Origin of the sequence: Spiroplasma endosymbiont of Aleiodes alternator, assembly GCF_964031135.1 — a bacterium.
Classification (GTDB): domain Bacteria; phylum Bacillota_I; class Bacilli_A; order Mycoplasmatales; family VBWQ01; genus Spiroplasma_E.
The window spans coordinates 196,499-215,619 of the sequence record NZ_OZ035008.1 but is presented as its reverse complement, the minus strand read 5'-3'; the positions used below and the strand labels follow the sequence as shown (position 1 = coordinate 215,619).

17 protein-coding genes and 2 pseudogenes are annotated in these 19,121 nt (G+C 23.7%); 11 read left to right on the top strand and 8 right to left on the bottom strand.

Annotation, left to right across the window (positions count from 1 at the left end):
• Nucleotides 1–143: 143 nt before the first annotated feature.
• The 3 genes from ACQH20_RS01290 (at nucleotide 144) to ACQH20_RS01280 (ending at nucleotide 2,974) form a co-directional block, all read left to right on the top strand.
• Nucleotides 144–1,157: a fructose PTS transporter subunit IIB gene (locus tag ACQH20_RS01290; RefSeq protein ID WP_425377232.1), complete on the top strand. Its 1,014-nt coding sequence runs from the start codon at nucleotides 144–146 to the stop codon at nucleotides 1,155–1,157.
• Nucleotides 1,158–1,357: 200 nt separating this feature from the next.
• The gene (locus tag ACQH20_RS01285; protein WP_425377231.1) at nucleotides 1,358–1,993 is read left to right on the top strand and encodes a hypothetical protein; all 636 of its coding nucleotides are present in this window, start codon (nucleotides 1,358–1,360) and stop codon (nucleotides 1,991–1,993) included.
• Between the two features lie 33 nt (nucleotides 1,994–2,026).
• Nucleotides 2,027–2,974: a type I phosphomannose isomerase catalytic subunit gene (locus ACQH20_RS01280; RefSeq protein ID WP_339049028.1), complete on the top strand. Its 948-nt coding sequence runs from the start codon at nucleotides 2,027–2,029 to the stop codon at nucleotides 2,972–2,974.
• A 64-nt stretch (nucleotides 2,975–3,038) separates the two neighbouring features.
• Here ACQH20_RS01280 and ACQH20_RS01275 read toward each other — a convergent pair whose 3' ends face one another.
• The 7 genes from ACQH20_RS01275 to ACQH20_RS01245 all read right to left on the bottom strand — a co-directional run bounded on the left by ACQH20_RS01275 (nucleotide 3,039) and on the right by ACQH20_RS01245 (nucleotide 10,794).
• Nucleotides 3,039–4,247, bottom strand: a complete 1,209-nt coding sequence (locus ACQH20_RS01275; protein ID WP_425377230.1) for a trans-sulfuration enzyme family protein — start codon at nucleotides 4,245–4,247, stop codon at nucleotides 3,039–3,041.
• Between the two features lie 557 nt (nucleotides 4,248–4,804).
• Nucleotides 4,805–5,227, bottom strand: a complete 423-nt coding sequence (locus ACQH20_RS01270; RefSeq protein ID WP_425377555.1) for a transposase — start codon at nucleotides 5,225–5,227, stop codon at nucleotides 4,805–4,807.
• Between the two features lie 431 nt (nucleotides 5,228–5,658).
• Nucleotides 5,659–6,282, bottom strand: a complete 624-nt coding sequence (udk, locus tag ACQH20_RS01265; protein WP_425377229.1) for a uridine kinase — start codon at nucleotides 6,280–6,282, stop codon at nucleotides 5,659–5,661.
• A gap of 16 nt (nucleotides 6,283–6,298) precedes the next feature.
• The gene (gene ruvX / locus ACQH20_RS01260) at nucleotides 6,299–6,724 is read right to left on the bottom strand and encodes a Holliday junction resolvase RuvX (RefSeq protein WP_174481257.1); all 426 of its coding nucleotides are present in this window, start codon (nucleotides 6,722–6,724) and stop codon (nucleotides 6,299–6,301) included.
• 441 nt (nucleotides 6,725–7,165) lie between these two features.
• Nucleotides 7,166–9,076 carry a hypothetical protein gene (locus ACQH20_RS01255; RefSeq protein WP_425377228.1) on the bottom strand — a complete coding sequence of 637 codons (1,911 nt, stop codon included), beginning with the start codon at nucleotides 9,074–9,076 and terminating at the stop codon, nucleotides 7,166–7,168.
• A gap of 281 nt (nucleotides 9,077–9,357) precedes the next feature.
• On the bottom strand, nucleotides 9,358–10,302 hold the full coding sequence (locus tag ACQH20_RS01250; RefSeq protein ID WP_425377227.1) for an IS30 family transposase: 945 nt from the start codon (nucleotides 10,300–10,302) through the stop codon (nucleotides 9,358–9,360).
• 87 nt (nucleotides 10,303–10,389) lie between these two features.
• The gene (locus ACQH20_RS01245) at nucleotides 10,390–10,794 is read right to left on the bottom strand and encodes a hypothetical protein (protein ID WP_425377226.1); all 405 of its coding nucleotides are present in this window, start codon (nucleotides 10,792–10,794) and stop codon (nucleotides 10,390–10,392) included.
• Nucleotides 10,795–11,237: 443 nt separating this feature from the next.
• Between ACQH20_RS01245 and ACQH20_RS01240 the strand changes: the two genes are divergently transcribed.
• Nucleotides 11,238–11,477 (top strand): hypothetical protein, encoded by a 240-nt coding sequence (locus ACQH20_RS01240; protein ID WP_425377225.1) that lies wholly within the window; start codon nucleotides 11,238–11,240, stop codon nucleotides 11,475–11,477.
• 3 nt (nucleotides 11,478–11,480) lie between these two features.
• Here the strand turns inward: ACQH20_RS01240 and ACQH20_RS01235 are convergent, their stop codons facing one another.
• Nucleotides 11,481–11,753 carry an IS3 family transposase gene (locus ACQH20_RS01235; RefSeq protein WP_252319335.1) on the bottom strand — a complete coding sequence of 91 codons (273 nt, stop codon included), beginning with the start codon at nucleotides 11,751–11,753 and terminating at the stop codon, nucleotides 11,481–11,483.
• 132 nt (nucleotides 11,754–11,885) lie between these two features.
• On the opposite strand from ACQH20_RS01235, the pseudogene ACQH20_RS01230 reads away from it, so the two are divergent.
• From ACQH20_RS01230 to ACQH20_RS01200, 7 genes and pseudogenes are all read left to right on the top strand, one after another.
• A pseudogene (locus tag ACQH20_RS01230) lies at nucleotides 11,886–12,990 on the top strand (IS256 family transposase); the annotation flags it as partial.
• Between the two features lie 122 nt (nucleotides 12,991–13,112).
• Nucleotides 13,113–14,444 carry a cysteine--tRNA ligase gene (cysS, locus tag ACQH20_RS01225; RefSeq protein ID WP_425377224.1) on the top strand — a complete coding sequence of 444 codons (1,332 nt, stop codon included), beginning with the start codon at nucleotides 13,113–13,115 and terminating at the stop codon, nucleotides 14,442–14,444.
• 12 nt (nucleotides 14,445–14,456) lie between these two features.
• Nucleotides 14,457–15,197, top strand: a complete 741-nt coding sequence (gene rlmB / locus ACQH20_RS01220) for a 23S rRNA (guanosine(2251)-2'-O)-methyltransferase RlmB (protein WP_425377223.1) — start codon at nucleotides 14,457–14,459, stop codon at nucleotides 15,195–15,197.
• 354 nt (nucleotides 15,198–15,551) lie between these two features.
• A complete protein-coding gene (locus tag ACQH20_RS01215; RefSeq protein ID WP_174481447.1) occupies nucleotides 15,552–15,704 on the top strand; it encodes a hypothetical protein in 153 nt (50 codons plus the stop codon).
• Between the two features lie 213 nt (nucleotides 15,705–15,917).
• Nucleotides 15,918–16,100 (top strand): hypothetical protein, encoded by a 183-nt coding sequence (locus ACQH20_RS01210; RefSeq protein ID WP_425377222.1) that lies wholly within the window; start codon nucleotides 15,918–15,920, stop codon nucleotides 16,098–16,100.
• Between the two features lie 231 nt (nucleotides 16,101–16,331).
• Nucleotides 16,332–17,274, top strand: a pseudogene (locus ACQH20_RS01205) (IS30 family transposase).
• Nucleotides 17,275–17,363: 89 nt separating this feature from the next.
• The gene (locus ACQH20_RS01200; protein ID WP_425377221.1) at nucleotides 17,364–19,109 is read left to right on the top strand and encodes a hypothetical protein; all 1,746 of its coding nucleotides are present in this window, start codon (nucleotides 17,364–17,366) and stop codon (nucleotides 19,107–19,109) included.
• Nucleotides 19,110–19,121: the final 12 nt, after the last annotated feature.

Genomic DNA, 19,121 nt, shown 5'->3' with positions numbered 1-19,121 from the left:
TAAATAAAAAAACTGTTTTTTTTAAAAATAATAATTTAATATTATGTCATGAAATATTGGGACTTTCGAGCAATCTGTGTAACTTAGTGATTTTATAACTAAAATTTATTTAAAAAACACAGTTTTTAGGAAAGTCCCTTTTATTGCGTTTTAAACAGCCAATTCCTTGGAAAGCACTAGATGAACAACCCGTTAAAGCAATTATTGCTTTAATTGTGCCACTAAAAAGTGCTGGTAAAGAACACTTGGAAATTTTATCAAAAGTGGCACAAAGATTAACAAAACCGGAATTTCAATCAATATTATTTAATTCAAAAGATAAAAAAGTAATTATTCAATCACTAAATATTAATAATAAATCTAATGTTGAAACTAGTAGTAAAACTATTAGTGAAGATATGAAAGTTTCTTCAAAAAAAACTAAAAATATTATAGCAATTACTGCTTGTCCAGTTGGGGTAGCACATACTTATATTGCACAAGATAAATTAGAAATTGCTGCAAAAAATTTAGGTTATAATATTAAAGTTGAAACTCATGGTAGTATTGGTATTAAAGGTGCTTTTACAGCAACTGATATTGCCAACGCTGATTTAGTTATTATTGCAGTATCGGGCGGTGTTGCAGATTTAAAATTAGAACGTTTTAATAATAAACCATTATATAAAGTAGAAATTAGCAAAGTTATTAAAAATCCTGAAAGTATTGTTAATGATGCTTTTGCTAACGCAAAACCTTATGAAATAAACAAGTCAGAATCGGGACAAAAAGCGGAAAAAGAAAATAAATCAAATGATTTATTTACTACTGATAAACAGGGAATTATGAAACATATTATGGCTGGTGTTGGCTATATGGTTCCATTTGTTGTTTTTGGTGGAATTATGTTAGCATTATCAATTGGTATTGCTAAAGCAGTTTATGGTGCTGACTTTGATATTTCCAAGTTACCACATAATCATTTTCTTTATTTTATGAATCAAGCTGGAAGTATTGCTTTTACATTAATGATTCCAATTTTAGCTGGTTTTATCGCTAATTCAATTGCAGGACGTGCTGCCTTGGTTCCGGCAATGGTAAGTGGATATGTTGCTAATACAGCAGGATTAGTTTATCCAATTGCTGGTTTAGAGCCAAAGGTTTCTGCTGGATTTTAGGAGCATTATTAATTGGTCCAAGTGTTGGATATTTAGTAAGATGAATTATTACTTGAAAAGTACCAAAAACTATTGCTCCAATTATGCCAATTTTCTTTATTCCTATTGTAGTAACATTTTTAATTAGTTTCACTTTTATTTATGCAATTGGAGCTCCAATTGGTTGAATAATGGAACAATTTCAAAATGGGTTAACCCACATGCCACGTGAAGCAATGGCAGCAATTGGAATGTTGCTAGGAGCCATGATTGGATTTGATATGGGTGGTCCAATTAACAAAGTTGCTTTTTTAGCAGCTTCAACAACGATAACTGCTGATCCTAGCTCACAATTATTTATGGGAGCAGTAGCTGCAGCTATTCCTGTTGCACCACTTGGAATGGGTTTAACAACTTTGATTTTTCGTAAATTCTTTAATGAAGGTGAACGTACATTAGGTTTAACAGCAATGTTAATGGGGTGTATTGGTATTTCTGAAGGTGCGATTCCTTTTGCAGTAAGAGATCCAAAACGTGCTATTATTAGTAATATTATTGGTAGTGCTGTTGCTGGTAGTATTGCTGGTGCTTTCTTATTAACTGATGCTGCTGGTCATGGTGGTCCTATTGTTGCTATCTTAGGTGCAGTTAGTTCAGTTAATTATGTGCTTTGGGTAAGTATTCTTTTATTCTTTTTAGCCATTATTGTTGGAAGTATTGTTACTTGTTTAGTATATGGTGGATTATTAATTATTCAATCACGTAATATTAAGGTTTTTAAATTAATGAATGAAAGAATCATGAAAATATTTAATAGTAAAAAAACTAAATCTAAAAATAGTAAAAATAAAGTTTAATTGAACAAATAATCAAAGTTTAGGAGAGTGAATATGAATAATAGCACATCACAAATAATTTTTTTAAAACCTGCTTTTATTCGCAAATTATGAGGTAGTCAAAAATTAGCACACAAATTTAATTTTGATTTACCTAAAAATACACCAATTGGTGAAGCATGATTAGTTAGTGCTCATCCCAATGGAATGAGTTATGTTTTAAATGGCGAGTATAAAGGATTAAGTTTAGCAGAATTGTTTAAACAGCAACCTAGTTTATTTGCTAATCTTGATAGTTCAGGTAGTGTGATTAATAAAGAATATCCATTGTTAACAAAAATTTTAGACGCAAATGATAGTTTAAGCGTTCAAATTCACCCCGATGATAAATTCGCAGAAAAAAATCATCAATGTTTAGGAAAAACTGAATGTTGGTATATATTAGAATGTTTACCCAAAGGTAGAGTTATTTTGGGTCATAATGCTAAAACCAAAGATCAGTTTAATCAATGATTGGCAAAAGAACAATGACATAAACTATTAAAATATATACCAATTAAAAAAGATCAATTTATTTATGTTCCTTCTCTAAAAATTCATGGTTTATTGGCACATACTATGGTTTTTGAATTACAACAATCATCAGATATTACATATCGTTTATATGATTATGATCGTAAAGATGAACTTGGTAATTTACGAAATTTGCATTTGAAAGAAGCATCAACTATTGTTTTAGCTCCTGATTTAAATAGTAGTGAAGCTAATGGCCATGATAATTATTTAGTTGATAACAAGTTTTTTAAGTTAATTAAATTAATTAATGAGGGAATTAAGCATTATAGTTATCCTAATACTAGATGATTGCAAATCTCAGTATTGGATGGTAATGGTATAATTGATGATACTAGTATTAAAAAAGGTGACTCATTTATTTTACCAAATGGTTATACTGATTTTTGTTTAAGTGGTAATATGTTGTTGATGGTTGCATATTGCTAATAAATTGTTTTATTTATAAATGAAAAATAGACTCATGAGTCTATTTTTTATATATAAATAATTATTATAGTTTTTTTAATGCTTGTTCCAAATCATTTCACAAATCTTCAACATATTCAATACCAATTGAAAGACGAACAAGACCTTCTGAAATATTTGCATCTGCTAATTCTTGTGCATTATAAGTAGAATGTGTCATTGAAGCAGGATGTTCAATCAATGACTCAACTCCACCTAAAGAAACTGCCAAAATTATTAATTTTAAATTATTTAATAGTTTGATTCCTCCATCATATCCACATTTTAATTCGAAACTAATCATTGCTCCTGGTAATTTCATTTGTTGTTCATAAAGTACTTGTTCTGTTGCTGAATTAGTTAGTCCAGGATAAAATACTTTTTTAATCTTAGGATGTTCTTTTAATCTTGCTGCAATTATTCTTGCATTTTTGCAAGCTCTTCATAATCGTAATTCTAAAGTTGATAGTCCTCTTAAAACAAGAAAGGCATCATGAGCTGATAATACAGCTCCTGTTAAATCTTTTAATCCTTCAAAACGAATTTTATTTATTAAAGTACTTTTACCACAAACAATTCCGGCCATAACATCAGAATGACCGTTAATATATTTTGTTGCTGAATGGATATCAATATCAGCACCAAAAATTAATGGTTTAGTAATGATTGGTGTAGAAAAAGTATTATCAACAATTACTTGAATTTGCGGATTATATTGATGGAGAATATCACTAATTGCTTTAATATCTAAAATTTCTAAAGTAGGATTAGCTGGTGTTTCGAAAAAAACAACTTTAGTATTTGGTTTTAAATTTTTTTTAATTTCATCAAGTTTAGTAAAATCAGTAAAATCAACTTCAATTTGAAAGCGTGATATTCCTTTTTCAATAAGTGAATGAGTACCACCATAAATTGTTTTTGATGATAATAAATGGTCAGTAGCATTCAATAATGTTCAAAAAGTAGATGCAATGGCCCCCATACCCGATGAGAAAGCAATTGCTTTTTCTGATCCTTCTAAATGTGCCATTCGTTTTTCTAAAACAGTTGTTGTTGGATTACCAATTCTTGTATAAACATATCCTTCTTCTTGTAAATTAAATATCCTACCACCTTGTTCGGCACTATCAAAAGCAAAACTTGTTGATAGATAAATAGGAGGTAAAGCGACTCCAAATTTATCATTATAATTACCACAATGAACTAATTTAGTTGCAATGTGGTAATTATTTTTATTTTTTTTAATTTTTGTCATAATTATCTCCTTATAGATATAAATTTATTTTATTTTTATGTTATTTCCATTTATTTTGTATTTTAAAACTACCTTTTATATAAATAAAGGTAGCAAGTTTATATTAAAGTATATAAATATCTTAGATTAATGTTAACAATCCTGTTTTAAAAAAGTAGTTATAATCTAATATTCAATTTTTATATGAAATACGGGACTTTCCTAAAAACTGTGTTTTTTAAATAAATTTTAGTTGTAAAATCAGTAAGTTACACAGATTGCTGGAAAGTCCCGAAAATTTGTTATTTTATAGTAAATTTTTTTTAATAAAAAAGGTTACCTTTTTACTAGTAATCTTTAAATTCATATTTTAAATTCAATACTTATTATAGTTTTTATTAATTAACATAATTTTAGTTTATTATTGATATTTTATATAGATTAAGATTTATTTAGAATGTATTTTATTATTGTTTTAAGTATAAAATATTTAGAATTTTGAGAAAAGTGTGAAATTGTAGTAAGAATATTAAATTGGAAAGTGTAGTAATGTATTGGAATAGCAACCCTTTTTAGGACTATTTTTTGGTAGACATTTGTTCTTCATACTTAACTGGAGTTAAGTACTTTAGAGTGCTGTGAATTCTTATGTTGTTGTATCAGTTGATATAATCAAATAATTCTAATTTTAATTGGATTAATGATATAAAATTTTTTTCATTAATAAATTCTGTCTTAAAAGTTTTAAAAGTCGCTTCAGCAACAGCATTGTCATAAGGACAACCTTTTTTGCTTAAAGAACGGGTAATGTTGAATGCTAATAAAAGTTTATCGATAGTTTTGTTATTAAATTCGTTACCGCGATCAGTATGAAATATTTGCATATTTTTTAAACAGCGATTTGATTGCATAAATGCTTGGTATACCAATGATGCATCTTTTTTAGTACCTACACTATGTCCAATAATTTCGCGGTTAAATAGGTCAATTAATAAGCAAATATAGTTTCATTTGCCATTAACTTTAACATAAGTTAAATCACTAACAATAACTTCATTTTTAAGCCTATTATTAAAGTTTCTATTAACAAGATTGGTAATTTGATTATCATTAACTTTATTATGATTATTTTTGATAATTGGGACTTTCCAGCAATCTGTGTAACTTACTGATTTTACAACTAAAATTTATTTAAAAAACACAGTTTTTAGGAAAGTCCCCTAATTATAGTTGTTTTTGTAAGTTACACAGATTACTAAACATTACCAATGCAAATACAGAAATTTAATATTTTATCTCTTTTAAATGAAAATAAAATTGATTATTTAAGTTGATAATCTTCTTGTTAACTTAAAAAATAATAAAAAACAATTTAAAAATGCATCTTAAAGATGCATTTTATTGTTATTTTAAAAATTAAAACTTAAAGCAATTATTTAATAATTGCTTTAAGTTTAGTAGCAATAATATCAATAGCTACAGTATTATGAAAATCAAAAGGAATAATAATGTCAGCATAACGTTTAGTTGGTTCAACAAAAGCATCATGCATAGGTTTAACAGTTAATGCATATTGTTGTAAAACACTGTCAAGAGTACGATTTCTAAAACTAACATCTCGTTTAATTCTTCTTAGTAGTCTAGTATCACTATCAGTATCAACAAAAATTTTGATAGTAGATAATTCACGAATAATAGGATTTTCTAAAGCAAAAATACCATCCAGAATGATAACATCACCCGGACCAATAATCTCAGTGTTTTTACTGCGACTATTGATTTTAAAATCATAAATAGGCTCTTCAATAGCATTGCCAAGTAATAATTTTTCTAAATCATGAATTAATAATTTCATATCAATAGCATTAGGATGATCAAAATTAGTTTTTTTTCTTTCTTCAACTTTTAAGTTACTAAGGTCATGATAATAATTATCCATTTGTACAAAAATGACATTTTTTTTATTACAAGCTTCAGCAATTTTTTCTGCTACTGTTGTTTTTCCTGAAGCACTGCCGCCAGCGATAGCGATTAAATTAATTTTTTTATATTTCACATTTATCTCCTAAAATTTAAGATTGAGTTATTTTATCAAAGTATGATTGTAAAATAATAGCAGCAGCCAATTGATCTTTAACTTGTTTTCTTTTATTTGAAGAAACATTAGATTTAATTAATATTTGCTGCGAAGAATAGGTAGTTCTTCTTTCATCTTGTAAAACAATATTTAGTTTATCATTATTTTGTGTTAATTTAAATTTATCAATAAAATTTAAAACAATTTTTGCGCTGGGGCCGACTGTGCTATCCATGTTTAAAGGGTAACCAAAAACAAGAATATCAGCATCATATTCTTTAATAGCATTTTGGAGTTGGATAATAGCATTATTAAAATCATGCTCTGGGAAACGAATAGTTTTTCAAGAAAAAGCAATTTTTCCTTCACCACGAGCAAGCCCTAATGTTTTACTACCTAAATCAATGCCTAAATATTTCATAAATTTATTATACTTAATATTTTTTTTAATTTTAATAATATATTAATTTTATAAAAAAATATTTTTTATATTGTAACTATAATAAAAATGTATTATGTCTATAAATTTTTATCTTTTTTATATTGTTTTTTTCTTCTGCAATTCTTTTTCTTTCTTTTTCAGCTTCTTAAATTCTTTTTTTTAATCTTTCTTCTTCAAATTGTTTTTTATTTTCTGCATCTTGTTTTCTTAACTTTTCAATTTCCTTATCTTTATCCATAATAAAAAGTTCCTCTTTTCTAATGTTAAACTTTGGATTATTTTTTTCTTTTTTTTAAAAATATCCATAAATTAGTATAAATATTTTTTAAAAAAAATATATTTTTAAGTTATATTATGAATTAAGCAAATAAAATCATTTTTTTGTTTAATAATGGAAATTGATCTGAATCATAATCAGTGCTATTTATTAACTTTGGATCATTTTTTTGTATTTGAATATATTACTTTATAAGTCTTATTTACTTCATTTATGCTGTCTTGTATTTTTATTACTTCTGATTTATTAAAAATTGGAATATTACTATTGTTTTCTAGTTCTATTAATTTTTCTTCTAGTAAACTTATGTTTGGTTTATGAAAATATCTAATTTTTTTTATTAAAGTTTCAAAATTAAAAATTTTATAAAAATTTGAAATAGAAAGAGAAATCATTTGAGAGCCTGTTGCTAAGAAAAAAAATAATCATGTTTCTCATTTTTTTAATTTTAATTCAAGTAGGTCATGAGATTTTGTAACTTCATATTTAGTAAGTAGTGTTGTTGTTTTAGTAATATTACTAAAAACAGCATTGAAAAAAAATAAAAAAATTGCCATTGAAAATTTTCCATAATTTGATTGTTTTGTAATTCAGTTTGAAATTATTTGAGGACAAATATTAGTTTTAATTTTTAATGTTTCTAATCCTCATTTAAATATGGAATTAACTGGTCGTATAGAAAAATAAGTGATTGTATTTGCTAATATAATATTTGGTTTAGTAAAATATTTAATTCAATCACTTATTTTAAAGTTTTCTTGTATAGCATTTGCTATTGCACCTGTCATTATAGAATGTGCCATTAGTCATGTTACTGATTCTAAAAATAAATCAAATAATGAATAATTTATTCTTTCTTTTCATTCTAAAGTATCTAAATTTGATTTTTTTAATTTATTTAAATTATCAATCACTTTGTTTGCCGAAGATGTTAGTTCTTTTATTATAGTATTATCAATAGGCTTCTTTAAACAATTAAAGTCACTAATTTTTTCAACTTCTTTTTTAAAATTTGGATGATATTCAAAATCTGTAGGTTTTGGAAGATTATTAAGTTTTTTTATTAAATTATTAATATGTTTTATTCGTGTCATATTATTTTTTAATTTTACTTCATTTTCTTCATATAAAAGGGTTAAAAATTCATGCTTATATTTTTTAAATGGTTCAATAGGAATTTTTTTAATTTTAAAATCATTTATTGGATTACTTTTTTGACTTTGGATTATATTTAAAATTGTATTTCTTGATCAATCAGCAATTGCTGAGGTAAAAAATGTCGTTAAAATAGTATCAATGAATGTTGTGAAATAGTTTTGTTTATTTTGAAATATTCCATAAAGATAATCTTCTGATGTATATTCTTGCTCATCAAAAATATATGTAGAAATTATTCTTTGTGCATTTTTTCCAGTAAATGCAATATAAACTAGTAGTAATCCTAACAATAAATTAGGTAATGTTTTTTTAATTTTGGCACTTTTTGAAATATTGCTAGATGAAGTAGGATTATCAATAAGTTTTTGCATATATGTTAAATACTGATATAACTTTAATAAATTATCATAATTAATATTAATACTTAATTCTTGATTAAATGAGGTAATATTTTTTATAAACATATCTATATTATTAATAGAATTTATAGTAGCGTTTTCTAAATAATAATAATATTTTAGATTTGATTTTTCGCCTCCTTTAACTTTGATAGGAGAGGAATCTAAAAGTTTATTATTCTTTAGGTCATCTGATAATTTGTCAATGTTTTCATATTTTTTAACGTGTTTATATAATTTATTATTTTTAATTAAAAATATTTCAAAAATAATTTGACTATTTGGAAAGGCAGTTCTTTTAGTTCAATATTTAAAATCATTTTTGTTTTTGTCATAAATTGTCATATAGGATTCATAAATAAGTGAATCAAGTTCATTAGATTTATTTCTAATTTCAGTTTTATATTCTCATTCTCCTTTATTATTTTTTCATTTCTTTGTTTTTCCACCAAAGCGATTGTTATTTTTTGTTAATTTTATTTTTTTTAAATTTCTCATTTTTACTCCTTTTTAATTATAAAAGTTTTATTTAATATATATTAATTTGTTATTAATAACAGTAGTTATATATTATAAAAAGGATCATATTACAAGATCCTCAAAAGCAGTAGTATTAATTTTTTTGAATTAGTTTTACTATAACAATTTATAAGTATTTTAAAATCATATCCAAAAAATTACTGTTTATAAGTAAAGTTTTTAGTTGTGTTATTAATTTTTTCCCAATACCTTCTTAGATACCTGAATTGTAAATATAAATGCGACAAATGGGACAGTTTTTAAAATAATTGTATTAAGTCTATTGGGCTTTTATAAGATAGTGATTTTCTGGGTGTAGAATTAATTTGAAATGCTATAGCATTTAAGTCTTTTTGTTTATATAAAGATAGATCTGTAGATTTTGGTAAATATCTTCTTAAAATACCATTATTATTTTCATTTAAACCTCTTTGACAAGGTTTGCCAGGATCTGCAAAATAAATCTTAACATTGCAAATTTTTTCGATTAATTTTCATTTACTAAATTCTTTACCACGATCAAAAGTAATAGTTTTAACTGTTCCTTTTTGTAACTTTGAAATAAATTTTATTATACTTTTTGTAATATTTTCTGCTTTATGATTTTTAGAAACTAAAGGAATTGTGGTTTTTGATCATATATCAGCTAAAGTAATAATAGAACTTTTATGATCTTTACCAATGATAGTATCACCCTCTAAATGACCAAATTCTTGTATATTTTTAATATTAGGAATGATTAAATTTCTTTCATGAATAGATTTACAATTATTAATTCGTCCTCTAGTTTCTTTTCGTTTATGAGGTTTATTTTTTCCTTTTCTCAATAAGTTATTTTCATCAAAACCAATTCGATTTGTTTTAAACATGTTATATAAAGTTTTTGTTGAAATACTTTTTATTTTATTTTCCTTTAAAAAATTAGCAATTATATCAAGCGCATAATTTTTATTAATTAACAAATAATTAATAGTATTAATTTCTGTTAAAGTTAAAATTATTAATTTTCTACCTGCATTTTGCTTCTTTTTTTGAATTTGATTCAATATTTCTAATGGTAATAAGTTTTGATTTAATAATCTGCAAACTCTATGTACAGTTGATTTACTATAATCAACAGCTTTTGCTATTTTACGAATTGAAAATTCATAACTTTTATATTCTTTTATTGCTATTATTGATTCAATAGTCAGATACTTATACATTGTGCTAATTCCTTTCTTTTCTTAATTATAGAATTAACACAATTTAATTTTTATATAAATGTCCTTTTTAATTTTACAATTCAGGTTTTATAAAATTGTACGATTATTTGAATAATAATGAGTTTGTTCATTATTTGGCGTTTTATTTATATGATTTACTAGGTTTTGAATATTAGGATTTTTTTGTCTTTTTTTGATAATTAAATTTCATATGTTAATTTCTTTATTTAGTCTTTTTATTTTTTCACTAATTTCTAAAATTTTCTTTTTATTTTCTTTGTTTTTGTTAATAATTCCAAAACTAAAAAGTGTAATAAAAAAATTTTTAACTTTTGGTTGTTTTTTAATTTTTGTTATTTCATTATTCATATCATTAATTGTAGTTTTTGCTAGTTCAACTTTATTTTTAATTACTTCTTCATTACCATTATTAATTTGTGCAGATTTTAAAAAATTAAAAACTCAATTATATTCCAATTCTAATGTTTTCATTTTTTTCTCCTTTTTTCCTTGATTTTACTTATAAATTGTACTATTTTTGATTATTTTTACAAGTATGCTTTTAAATGCAAAATAACGCCTAAATTAAAGTCGTTTATTTTGTGAGACCATAATCTATTAATGATATTGTACTTGTTTACTATATGGCAAATGTGAACATGCTTTTTTTCACACTAGCATTATTTTTACCCCTAATTACATTTTTATATGGATATAGTGCATAAAATAATGCATCATATGGGTCTTGATACATATTTTTGTCAGGAATGTTAGTTTTTATTTCATCATAACGTAATTCTTCTAAACATTGAGTAGTCTTTGGTAAATCATCTTTATTCGCATATTTGGGACTTTCCTAAAAACTGTGTTTTTTAAATAAATTTTAGTTATAAAATCACTAAGTTACACAGATTGCTCGAAAGTCCCGAATTCAAATGACAAAACAAGAATTAATTGAATATATTGAGGCAATGAACGATATAAAAAAGTATTTAGAAAAATCGACAAAAAAGAAGAAATATTTTGTGATTTTCTCATTGAAGAAAAAATATCAGATTAGTTATTTATGTTGATTATTAAATGTTTCAAAATCAGGATATTATAAGTGAATTAAGAATGGAATGAATGAATGAACTTTTCAAGAAAAGTGGACAATAAAAGTAACCTTTTATTAAATTTTATAAAATAGCGTTTGTAAGTGTTAAATTTATAGGTATGAAGTAATTATTTGTTGGTTTGGAATGAGCTAATCGATATTCGATTGGACTCATTCCTTTTAATTTTATTTGAGGTCGATAATTATTATAAAAGTAAATATATTTAGGTAAGTTGTCTTGTATTCATTCAATAGTTCTATTTTTTCTTGGAATTTGATATAGAAATTCTGTTTTCATTGTTCCAAATCAAGTTTCAGTAGCACCATTATCACAGGAATTACCTCTTCTAGACATTGAAATTTTTATTTTTAATTCATCACATAAAATTTTATAAGAAGGATTTGTAGGGACTTTCCAGCAATCTGTGTAACTTAGTGATTTTACAACTAAAATTTATTTAAAAAACACAGTTTTTAGGAAAGTCCCGAAAAAATGTTGAATTCTGAGATGCAAAATTATTTAGGATATGATAAGAATCAACATAGTAATAGTGACAATGCTCGTAATGGTATAAGTTCAAAAAAATTAATAACTCAACAAGGTAAAATTGAGATTGATGTACCACGAGATCGCAATAGTAATTTTAATCCTGTAATAGTTGCAAAAAGACAAAGAAGATTTGATGGTTTTGATCAACAAGTTCTTTCTTTATATGCAAAAGGTATGACATTATCAGATATTAGAATGCAATTACAAGAGTTATATCATGGTGCTGATATTAGTGAAAGTGTTATTAGTCAAATTACTGATGATGTTATTGATGATGTAAAAGCATGGCAAAATCGACCATTAGAAAGTGTCTATCCGATTGTTTATTTTGATTGCATAATAGTGAAAGTACGACAAGATAAAAGGATTATTAATAAATCAGTTTATATAGCTTTAGGAGTTGATTTAGAAGGTAAAAAAGATGTTTTAGGTTTATGAATTAGTGAAAATGAAGGTGCTAAATTTTGATTAGCAAATTTAACAGAAATGAAAAATCGTGGCTTAAATGATATTCTTATTGCCTGCAGTGATAATTTAACAGGCATGTCAGAAGCAATACAATCAGTTTATCTTAAAACAGAACATCAATTATGCATAGTTCATCAAATTAGAAATAGTTTGAAATATGTCTCATATAAGCATAGAAAATCTCTAGTTGCAGATTTAAAACCAATTTATACTGCATGTAGTGAAGAACAAGCAATGCAGGCTTTAGAATCCTTTGAAAATAAGTGAAATAAACAATATCCTCAAATTGCTAAATCTTGATATAAAAATTGAGATAATTTAATTGTTTTTATTAGTTATCCTGCAAAAATTAAAAGAGTGATTTATACAACAAATGCTATTGAATCTGTAAATAGTCAATTACGAAAAGTTATCAGAAATAAAAAAGTTTTTCCTAATGATATGGCAGTTTTTAAAATATTTTATTTAGCAATTGAAAATATAACAAAAAAAATGAACAATGCCCATTCAAAATTGAAATACAGCAATTGCTCATTTTATGATAAAATTTGAAGATAGAATTAATCTAAACTAGTACTTTGTAAAACAAAGATACACAGATTACATAAAAGCCTCAATTATTTTGTTACAGATTGATATTCTTTACAGTATAATAGAGTATATGAAAACTAAACTTTATTAAGAAGGGTTAATTAAATGATTAAAATTTATGATAGTTTTTCACAAAGATTGCAGCTGCTTGCCCCTAATAAAAAGCAAGTTAATATGTATTTATGTGGTCCTACTGTTTATAACTATATTCATGTTGGCAATATTCGTGGTGTGCTTGTTTTTGATGTTTTACATCGTTTGTTAATTCATCAAAATTATAAAATAAATTATGTTCATAATATTACTGATATTGATGATAAAATTATTAAGAAAGCTGCGGATTTAAAAATAACAGAACAACAAGTTACTAAAAAATATACGTTAGCATATTATGAAGACTTAGAAAAATTAAATATTATTTTTCCTACAAAATTACCAAAAGTAACTGAATATATTTCAAAGATTATTGAATTTATTAATAAATTAATTATTAAAGATTATGCATATGTTACGGCTGGTGATGTTTATTTTAAAGTTAATAAGTTAAAAGATTATGGAAGTTTGGCACATAAAAATATTGAAGATTTAATTCCAAATTTTAGAATTAAAAATTTAGTTACTAAAGAAAATAATCTAGATTTTGCTTTGTGAAAATCAACAACAATAGGTATTAGTTGAAATAGTCCGTGAGGAAAAGGAAGACCTGGTTGACATACTGAGTGTGCTTGTTTTGTTGAGGATTTATTTAATGGTCAAACTATTGATTTACATGGTGGTGGTGTTGATTTAAAATTTCCTCATCATGAAAATGAACGAGCTCAATTTGTTGCAGCTAATAATAAAAAAATGTCAAATATTTGATGACATAATGGTCATGTTAATATTGCTAATGAAAAAATGTCAAAATCTTTAAATAATTTTATTTTGGTTAAAGAATTTTGTCAGCAACATCATCCGAATGTATTGCGATATTTAATATTAAATCGTGATCATCAACAACCAATTGATTTCAATAAGGAAACAATTGAAAATGGATTAGTGTCAACAAAAAAATATGAAAATGTTTTAAAACAATGAACATATCAAATATTTATTAACAATATAATATGTAATAATAATCATTATTCAATTTATTATCATCAAATTATTAAAAATTTATCAAATAATATTGATACAACTAATACTATTACTTTAATTGAAAATATGATTAAAAAATTAAATGAAGCACTTATTAAAAAAAAATTTAATGAAGAATTTCAAGAAATTTTTTATACTTTTACCTTTGCTTTAAAAATATTAGGATTTGATTTTAAAGTTGGTAATTATTCTGAAAAGATTAAAAATAAAATTAAAATATGAGAACAACTAAAAAAGGAAAAACAATACCAAGAAGCTGATAAAATTCGTCAAGAATTAAAAGATTTGAATATTATTTAAAGGAGCAAAATTATGGCATTACAATATATTTATGGTTATCACCCTATTATTGCTGCATTTTCAACATCATCATTAATAAAAATTAAAAAAGTTTTTTTAGTTCAAGATAAGTACCGAGAATTAAAAAAAAATTTAAAAAGTGTAAATATTCCTTATGAAATTATTAGTTTACAAGCAATGAATAATTTATTAGGTACTACTAAACATCAAAATATTGCTGCTAATGTTAAAGACTATCAATATTTTTCTTTTGATGAATTAATTAATATTGGTTCAACATCTAAATTTTTAAGAATTTTAATTTTAGATCGTATTTCTGATCCACATAATTTTGGTTCAATGTTAAGAATTGCAGCGGGTAATGACTTTGATGGTGTAATTATTTTAAATCGTAATCAATCTGAAATAAATGGTGCAGTTGCAAAGGCTGCAGCCGGTGCTCTAAGTATTATTCCAATTTGTCAAGTTAATAATTTAACTTCCGCAATTAATAATTTACAAGAAAAATATAAATTTTGAATTTTGGCTGCTGCTAAAACAGCAAAAGCAATTGATTATTTTACTATTGATTGTAGTAGCAACTTAGCATTAATTATTGGTAATGAAGGTGAAGGGATAAGTCCAAAGTTATTAAAACATACAGATTATATTGTTCAAATACCAATAAGTCCAAAAATAGAATCATTTAATGCTAGCGTTGCTTGTGGTATTATTGCAAACTATATTTACGTTGAAACGTTAAAATTATCGTAAATTTTAAGAACCTATATTTTTGGATAATATTTAAATTTATGAAAAAATAAAATATTTTTTTAAAAAGATACTTTTATATTTTAGGTGTAAATTTTTTGGGACTTTCCAGCAATCTGTGTAACTTAGTGATTTTACAACTAAAATTTATTTAAAAAACACAGTTTTTAGGAAAGTCCCGATAAAGTTAGATTCATCATCAATAGTGACTAAAACAACTATTAAACGTGATTATGGATTAAATATGTAATATTAAGAATTTCAAAATTAAATACTAATACATCATAACTTTAAATAATTAGTTGATTAGTAATTCATAATTAGTTTGTTATTTGAAATATTTAGGAGGACTTAATTATGAATGATAATGAATTGATTTATTTGTATTGTATTGAAAACAATGAATTTGCTTTTAATTTTTTATATAAAAAATATGAATTGAAAAATGATTTTTTTTACGAAATATTATTAAAAAGTTTTTTGCTATTCCTTTGGAAACAAATGATTTAAAATCAACTTTTTATTTTATTTTATTTAAAGGCAATTTTTAAATTTCAAGAAAGAAAAAACAAGTCATTTCAATTTTTTTTATATTATGAAGTAAAATGAGGAGTATTTACTTATGTTAAAAGTTTTTTAAATAATAATCATAAAATTATTAATTGTGCCTTAAAATATAATGATTATTTATATCAAAAAAATGATTGTGAATATACTTCATTTTTGGAAGAAGTTATTAGTATTACAAATTTTACTACTAATGAAAATGAAGTTTTAAGATTAAAGCGAAGAGAATATAATGTTCATCAAATTATGAAAAAATTAAATTTAAGCTATAAGCAAGTTGATAATGTTTGAACACGAGTAAAGTTAAAATTAAAAAATAGTTACAAAAAATATATTTAATAAAAAATTACTATGATAGAATTAAGACAACAATAAAATTTATTTTTTAATTTTATTTTTTAATTTTAAAAATTAATTTATAGGTTTTATTGTTATATTATTATTTATATAATTTAGCTGTTGCTTTGTAGTGATTTTTTAATCATCCTGAATTGTAAAATTAAAAAGGACATTTATATAAAAATTAAATTGTGTTAATTCTATAATTAAGAAAAGAAAGGAATTAACACAATGTATAAGTATCTGACTATTGAATCAATAATAGCAATAAAAGAATATAAAAGTTATGAATTTTCAATTCGTAAAATAGCAAAGCTGTTGATTATAGTAAATCAACTGTACATAGAGTTTGCAGATTATTAAATCAAAACTTATTACCATTAGAAATATTGAATCAAATTCAAAAAAGAAGCAAAATGCAGGTAGAAAATTAATAATTTTAACTTTAACAGAAATTAATACTATTAATTATTTGTTAATTACTAAAAATTATGCGCTTGATATAATTGCTAATTTTTTAAAGGAAAATAAAATAAAAAGTATTTCAACAAAAACTTTATATAACATGTTTAAAACAAATCGAATGGCTTTTGATGAAAATAACTTATTGAGAAAAGGAAAAAATAAACCTCATAAACGAAAAGAAACTAGAGGACGAATTAATAATTGTAAATCTATTCATGAAAGAAATTTAATCATTCCTAATATTAAAAATATACAAGAATTTGGTCATTTAGAGGGTGATACTATCATTGGTAAAGATCATAAAAGTTCTATTATTACTTTAGCTGATATATGATCAAAAACCACAATTCCTTTAGTTTCTAAAAATCATAAAGCAGAAAATATTACAAAAAGTATAATAAAATTTATTTCAAAGTTACAAAAAGGAACAGTTAAAACTATTACTTTTGATCGTGGTAAAGAATTTAGTAAATGAAAATTAATCCAAAAAATTTGCAATGTTAAGATTTATTTTGCAGATCCTGGCAAACCTTGTCAAAGAGGTTTAAATGAAAATAATAATGGTATTTTAAGAAGATATTTACCAAAATCTACAGATCTATCTTTATATAAACAAAAAGACTTAAATGCTATAGCATTTCAAATTAATTCTACACCCAGAAAATCACTATCTTATAAAAGCCCAATAGACTTAATACAATTATTTTAAAAACTGTCCCATTTGTCCCATTTATATTTACAATTCAGGCATTATAAAGTTTTTTTATGTTTTATTATCGATTTTTGGTGGAGGAAATAATGTATAAAATTGGTATTAATCAAAATGAAAAATCAAATTATAAGCAAAAACCTAATGTTAAGCAAGAAAAAAAACATTGGTTTAAAATTTTTTCTTTGTTATTTGTTGTTGTTGTTTTAATTATTACTACTATGATTTTAATAATTGCAAATAATCAATGAAATAGTGCCATAAATAGTAATAATTCCAACAACTGAAATCCTAATCAAGATAAAAATTGAGAAGATTATTATAAGAATAATTGTCCAAAAAATAAAAAATATAATTTGATAGATTACAAGGATAAATTAAATAATATTAGTTTAATATCTACTAATAAAAAACTAAAAATTTTTTATCTTAGTGATTTATTAAAAAAGATTGATAATGTGTTACAAACAAATAAAATAGATATTCCTAATATTTTTTTTGTACATTTACCAGTAAATCCAGCTATTAATATTAAAATTAATGATGAAAATGCACTTAAAAATAATTTTTCAATAAAAATACCATCTTATAAAGAAAAAATAAAACAGTTTAAAATTGAAATGAGTGTTAATCAATTTGGTAGTAATTATGGTTTGCTTCCTTGTGACTTAAATTTCAATTTTAGTGTTGAAAATGATGTTATTTCAGAAAAATTTAATATTTTTGATTTAGACAATAAAATTACAATTCCATCACAAACAATAGTAATGTCAGATGCTACAAAAGCAACTAAAAATGAAATAGAATCTCAAGTCAATAAAATTATTGAAGAGAAATTTTTAGAAGAAATTAATAAAGAAAAATCATTATCAGATAAAGTAACAAAAAGTGATTTTGTTATTAATTATGATTCAATAAAAAATTTTGATAATTATATGATAAAAAAGAAAATAACAGTTGTTATTTGTGCTAAAAATAGTAGTGAAATTATTAAAGGTCAATTAAATATTAATTTTAATGTTCAAGGTAGTTGAACAAAAAAATCATTATACGTTATTAAAACAGTATTGGAAAATAATGAAAGCATAAATACTGAACAAATAGATGTTATTGATGATACTAATGTTAGCAAAGTGAATATTGATAATCATATTGCTTTCCTTGTTAGTAAAAAAATAAATGAGTTTGGTAAGCAAAAATGACATCAAGATTTTAATGATCAAGATTATATTATTACTAGTAATGCGATTACTGGAAATTATCAAAAACCAAAATCTATAATAGTAACAATTGTTGGTAAAAATCAATTGCAAGATACTATCGAGTTTTCAATAAATATTCAATGTCAAAATAAAGAACCAAATGAAAAAACCTTTAAAAATAAAAATTTTAATGTTAAAGATTTAAATTCTATTGATTTATATCCAAATGTTCTTCCTAGTGGTGTAATATATCAAATTACTTTTAAAGATAATTCTATTTCACTTATTTCACTATTATTTCAAGAAGCTATTAATGATATGAATAATTTTTCTCCTACTAATGACATTAATTTAGAAATGAATATAGGAATTAATATTGATGGTGATAACTATCAAATTCATTTTCAAGAGACAATTAATTTTGATATCATAAAAAAGATAAATAATATTGAACTTGTTAGTGTTTCTAAACAAAATGATAAATATCAGAACTTAAAAAACATTGGTATCATTATTAAATATGATGATGATAAAGAATATAAAATGCTTCAATCCTTGGATGTTAATATTAAAAATAATAATTTAACCTTTATTAATTTTAGTTCTATTGTTAAAATAACTTCACGACGTTAAATTAAAAACAAA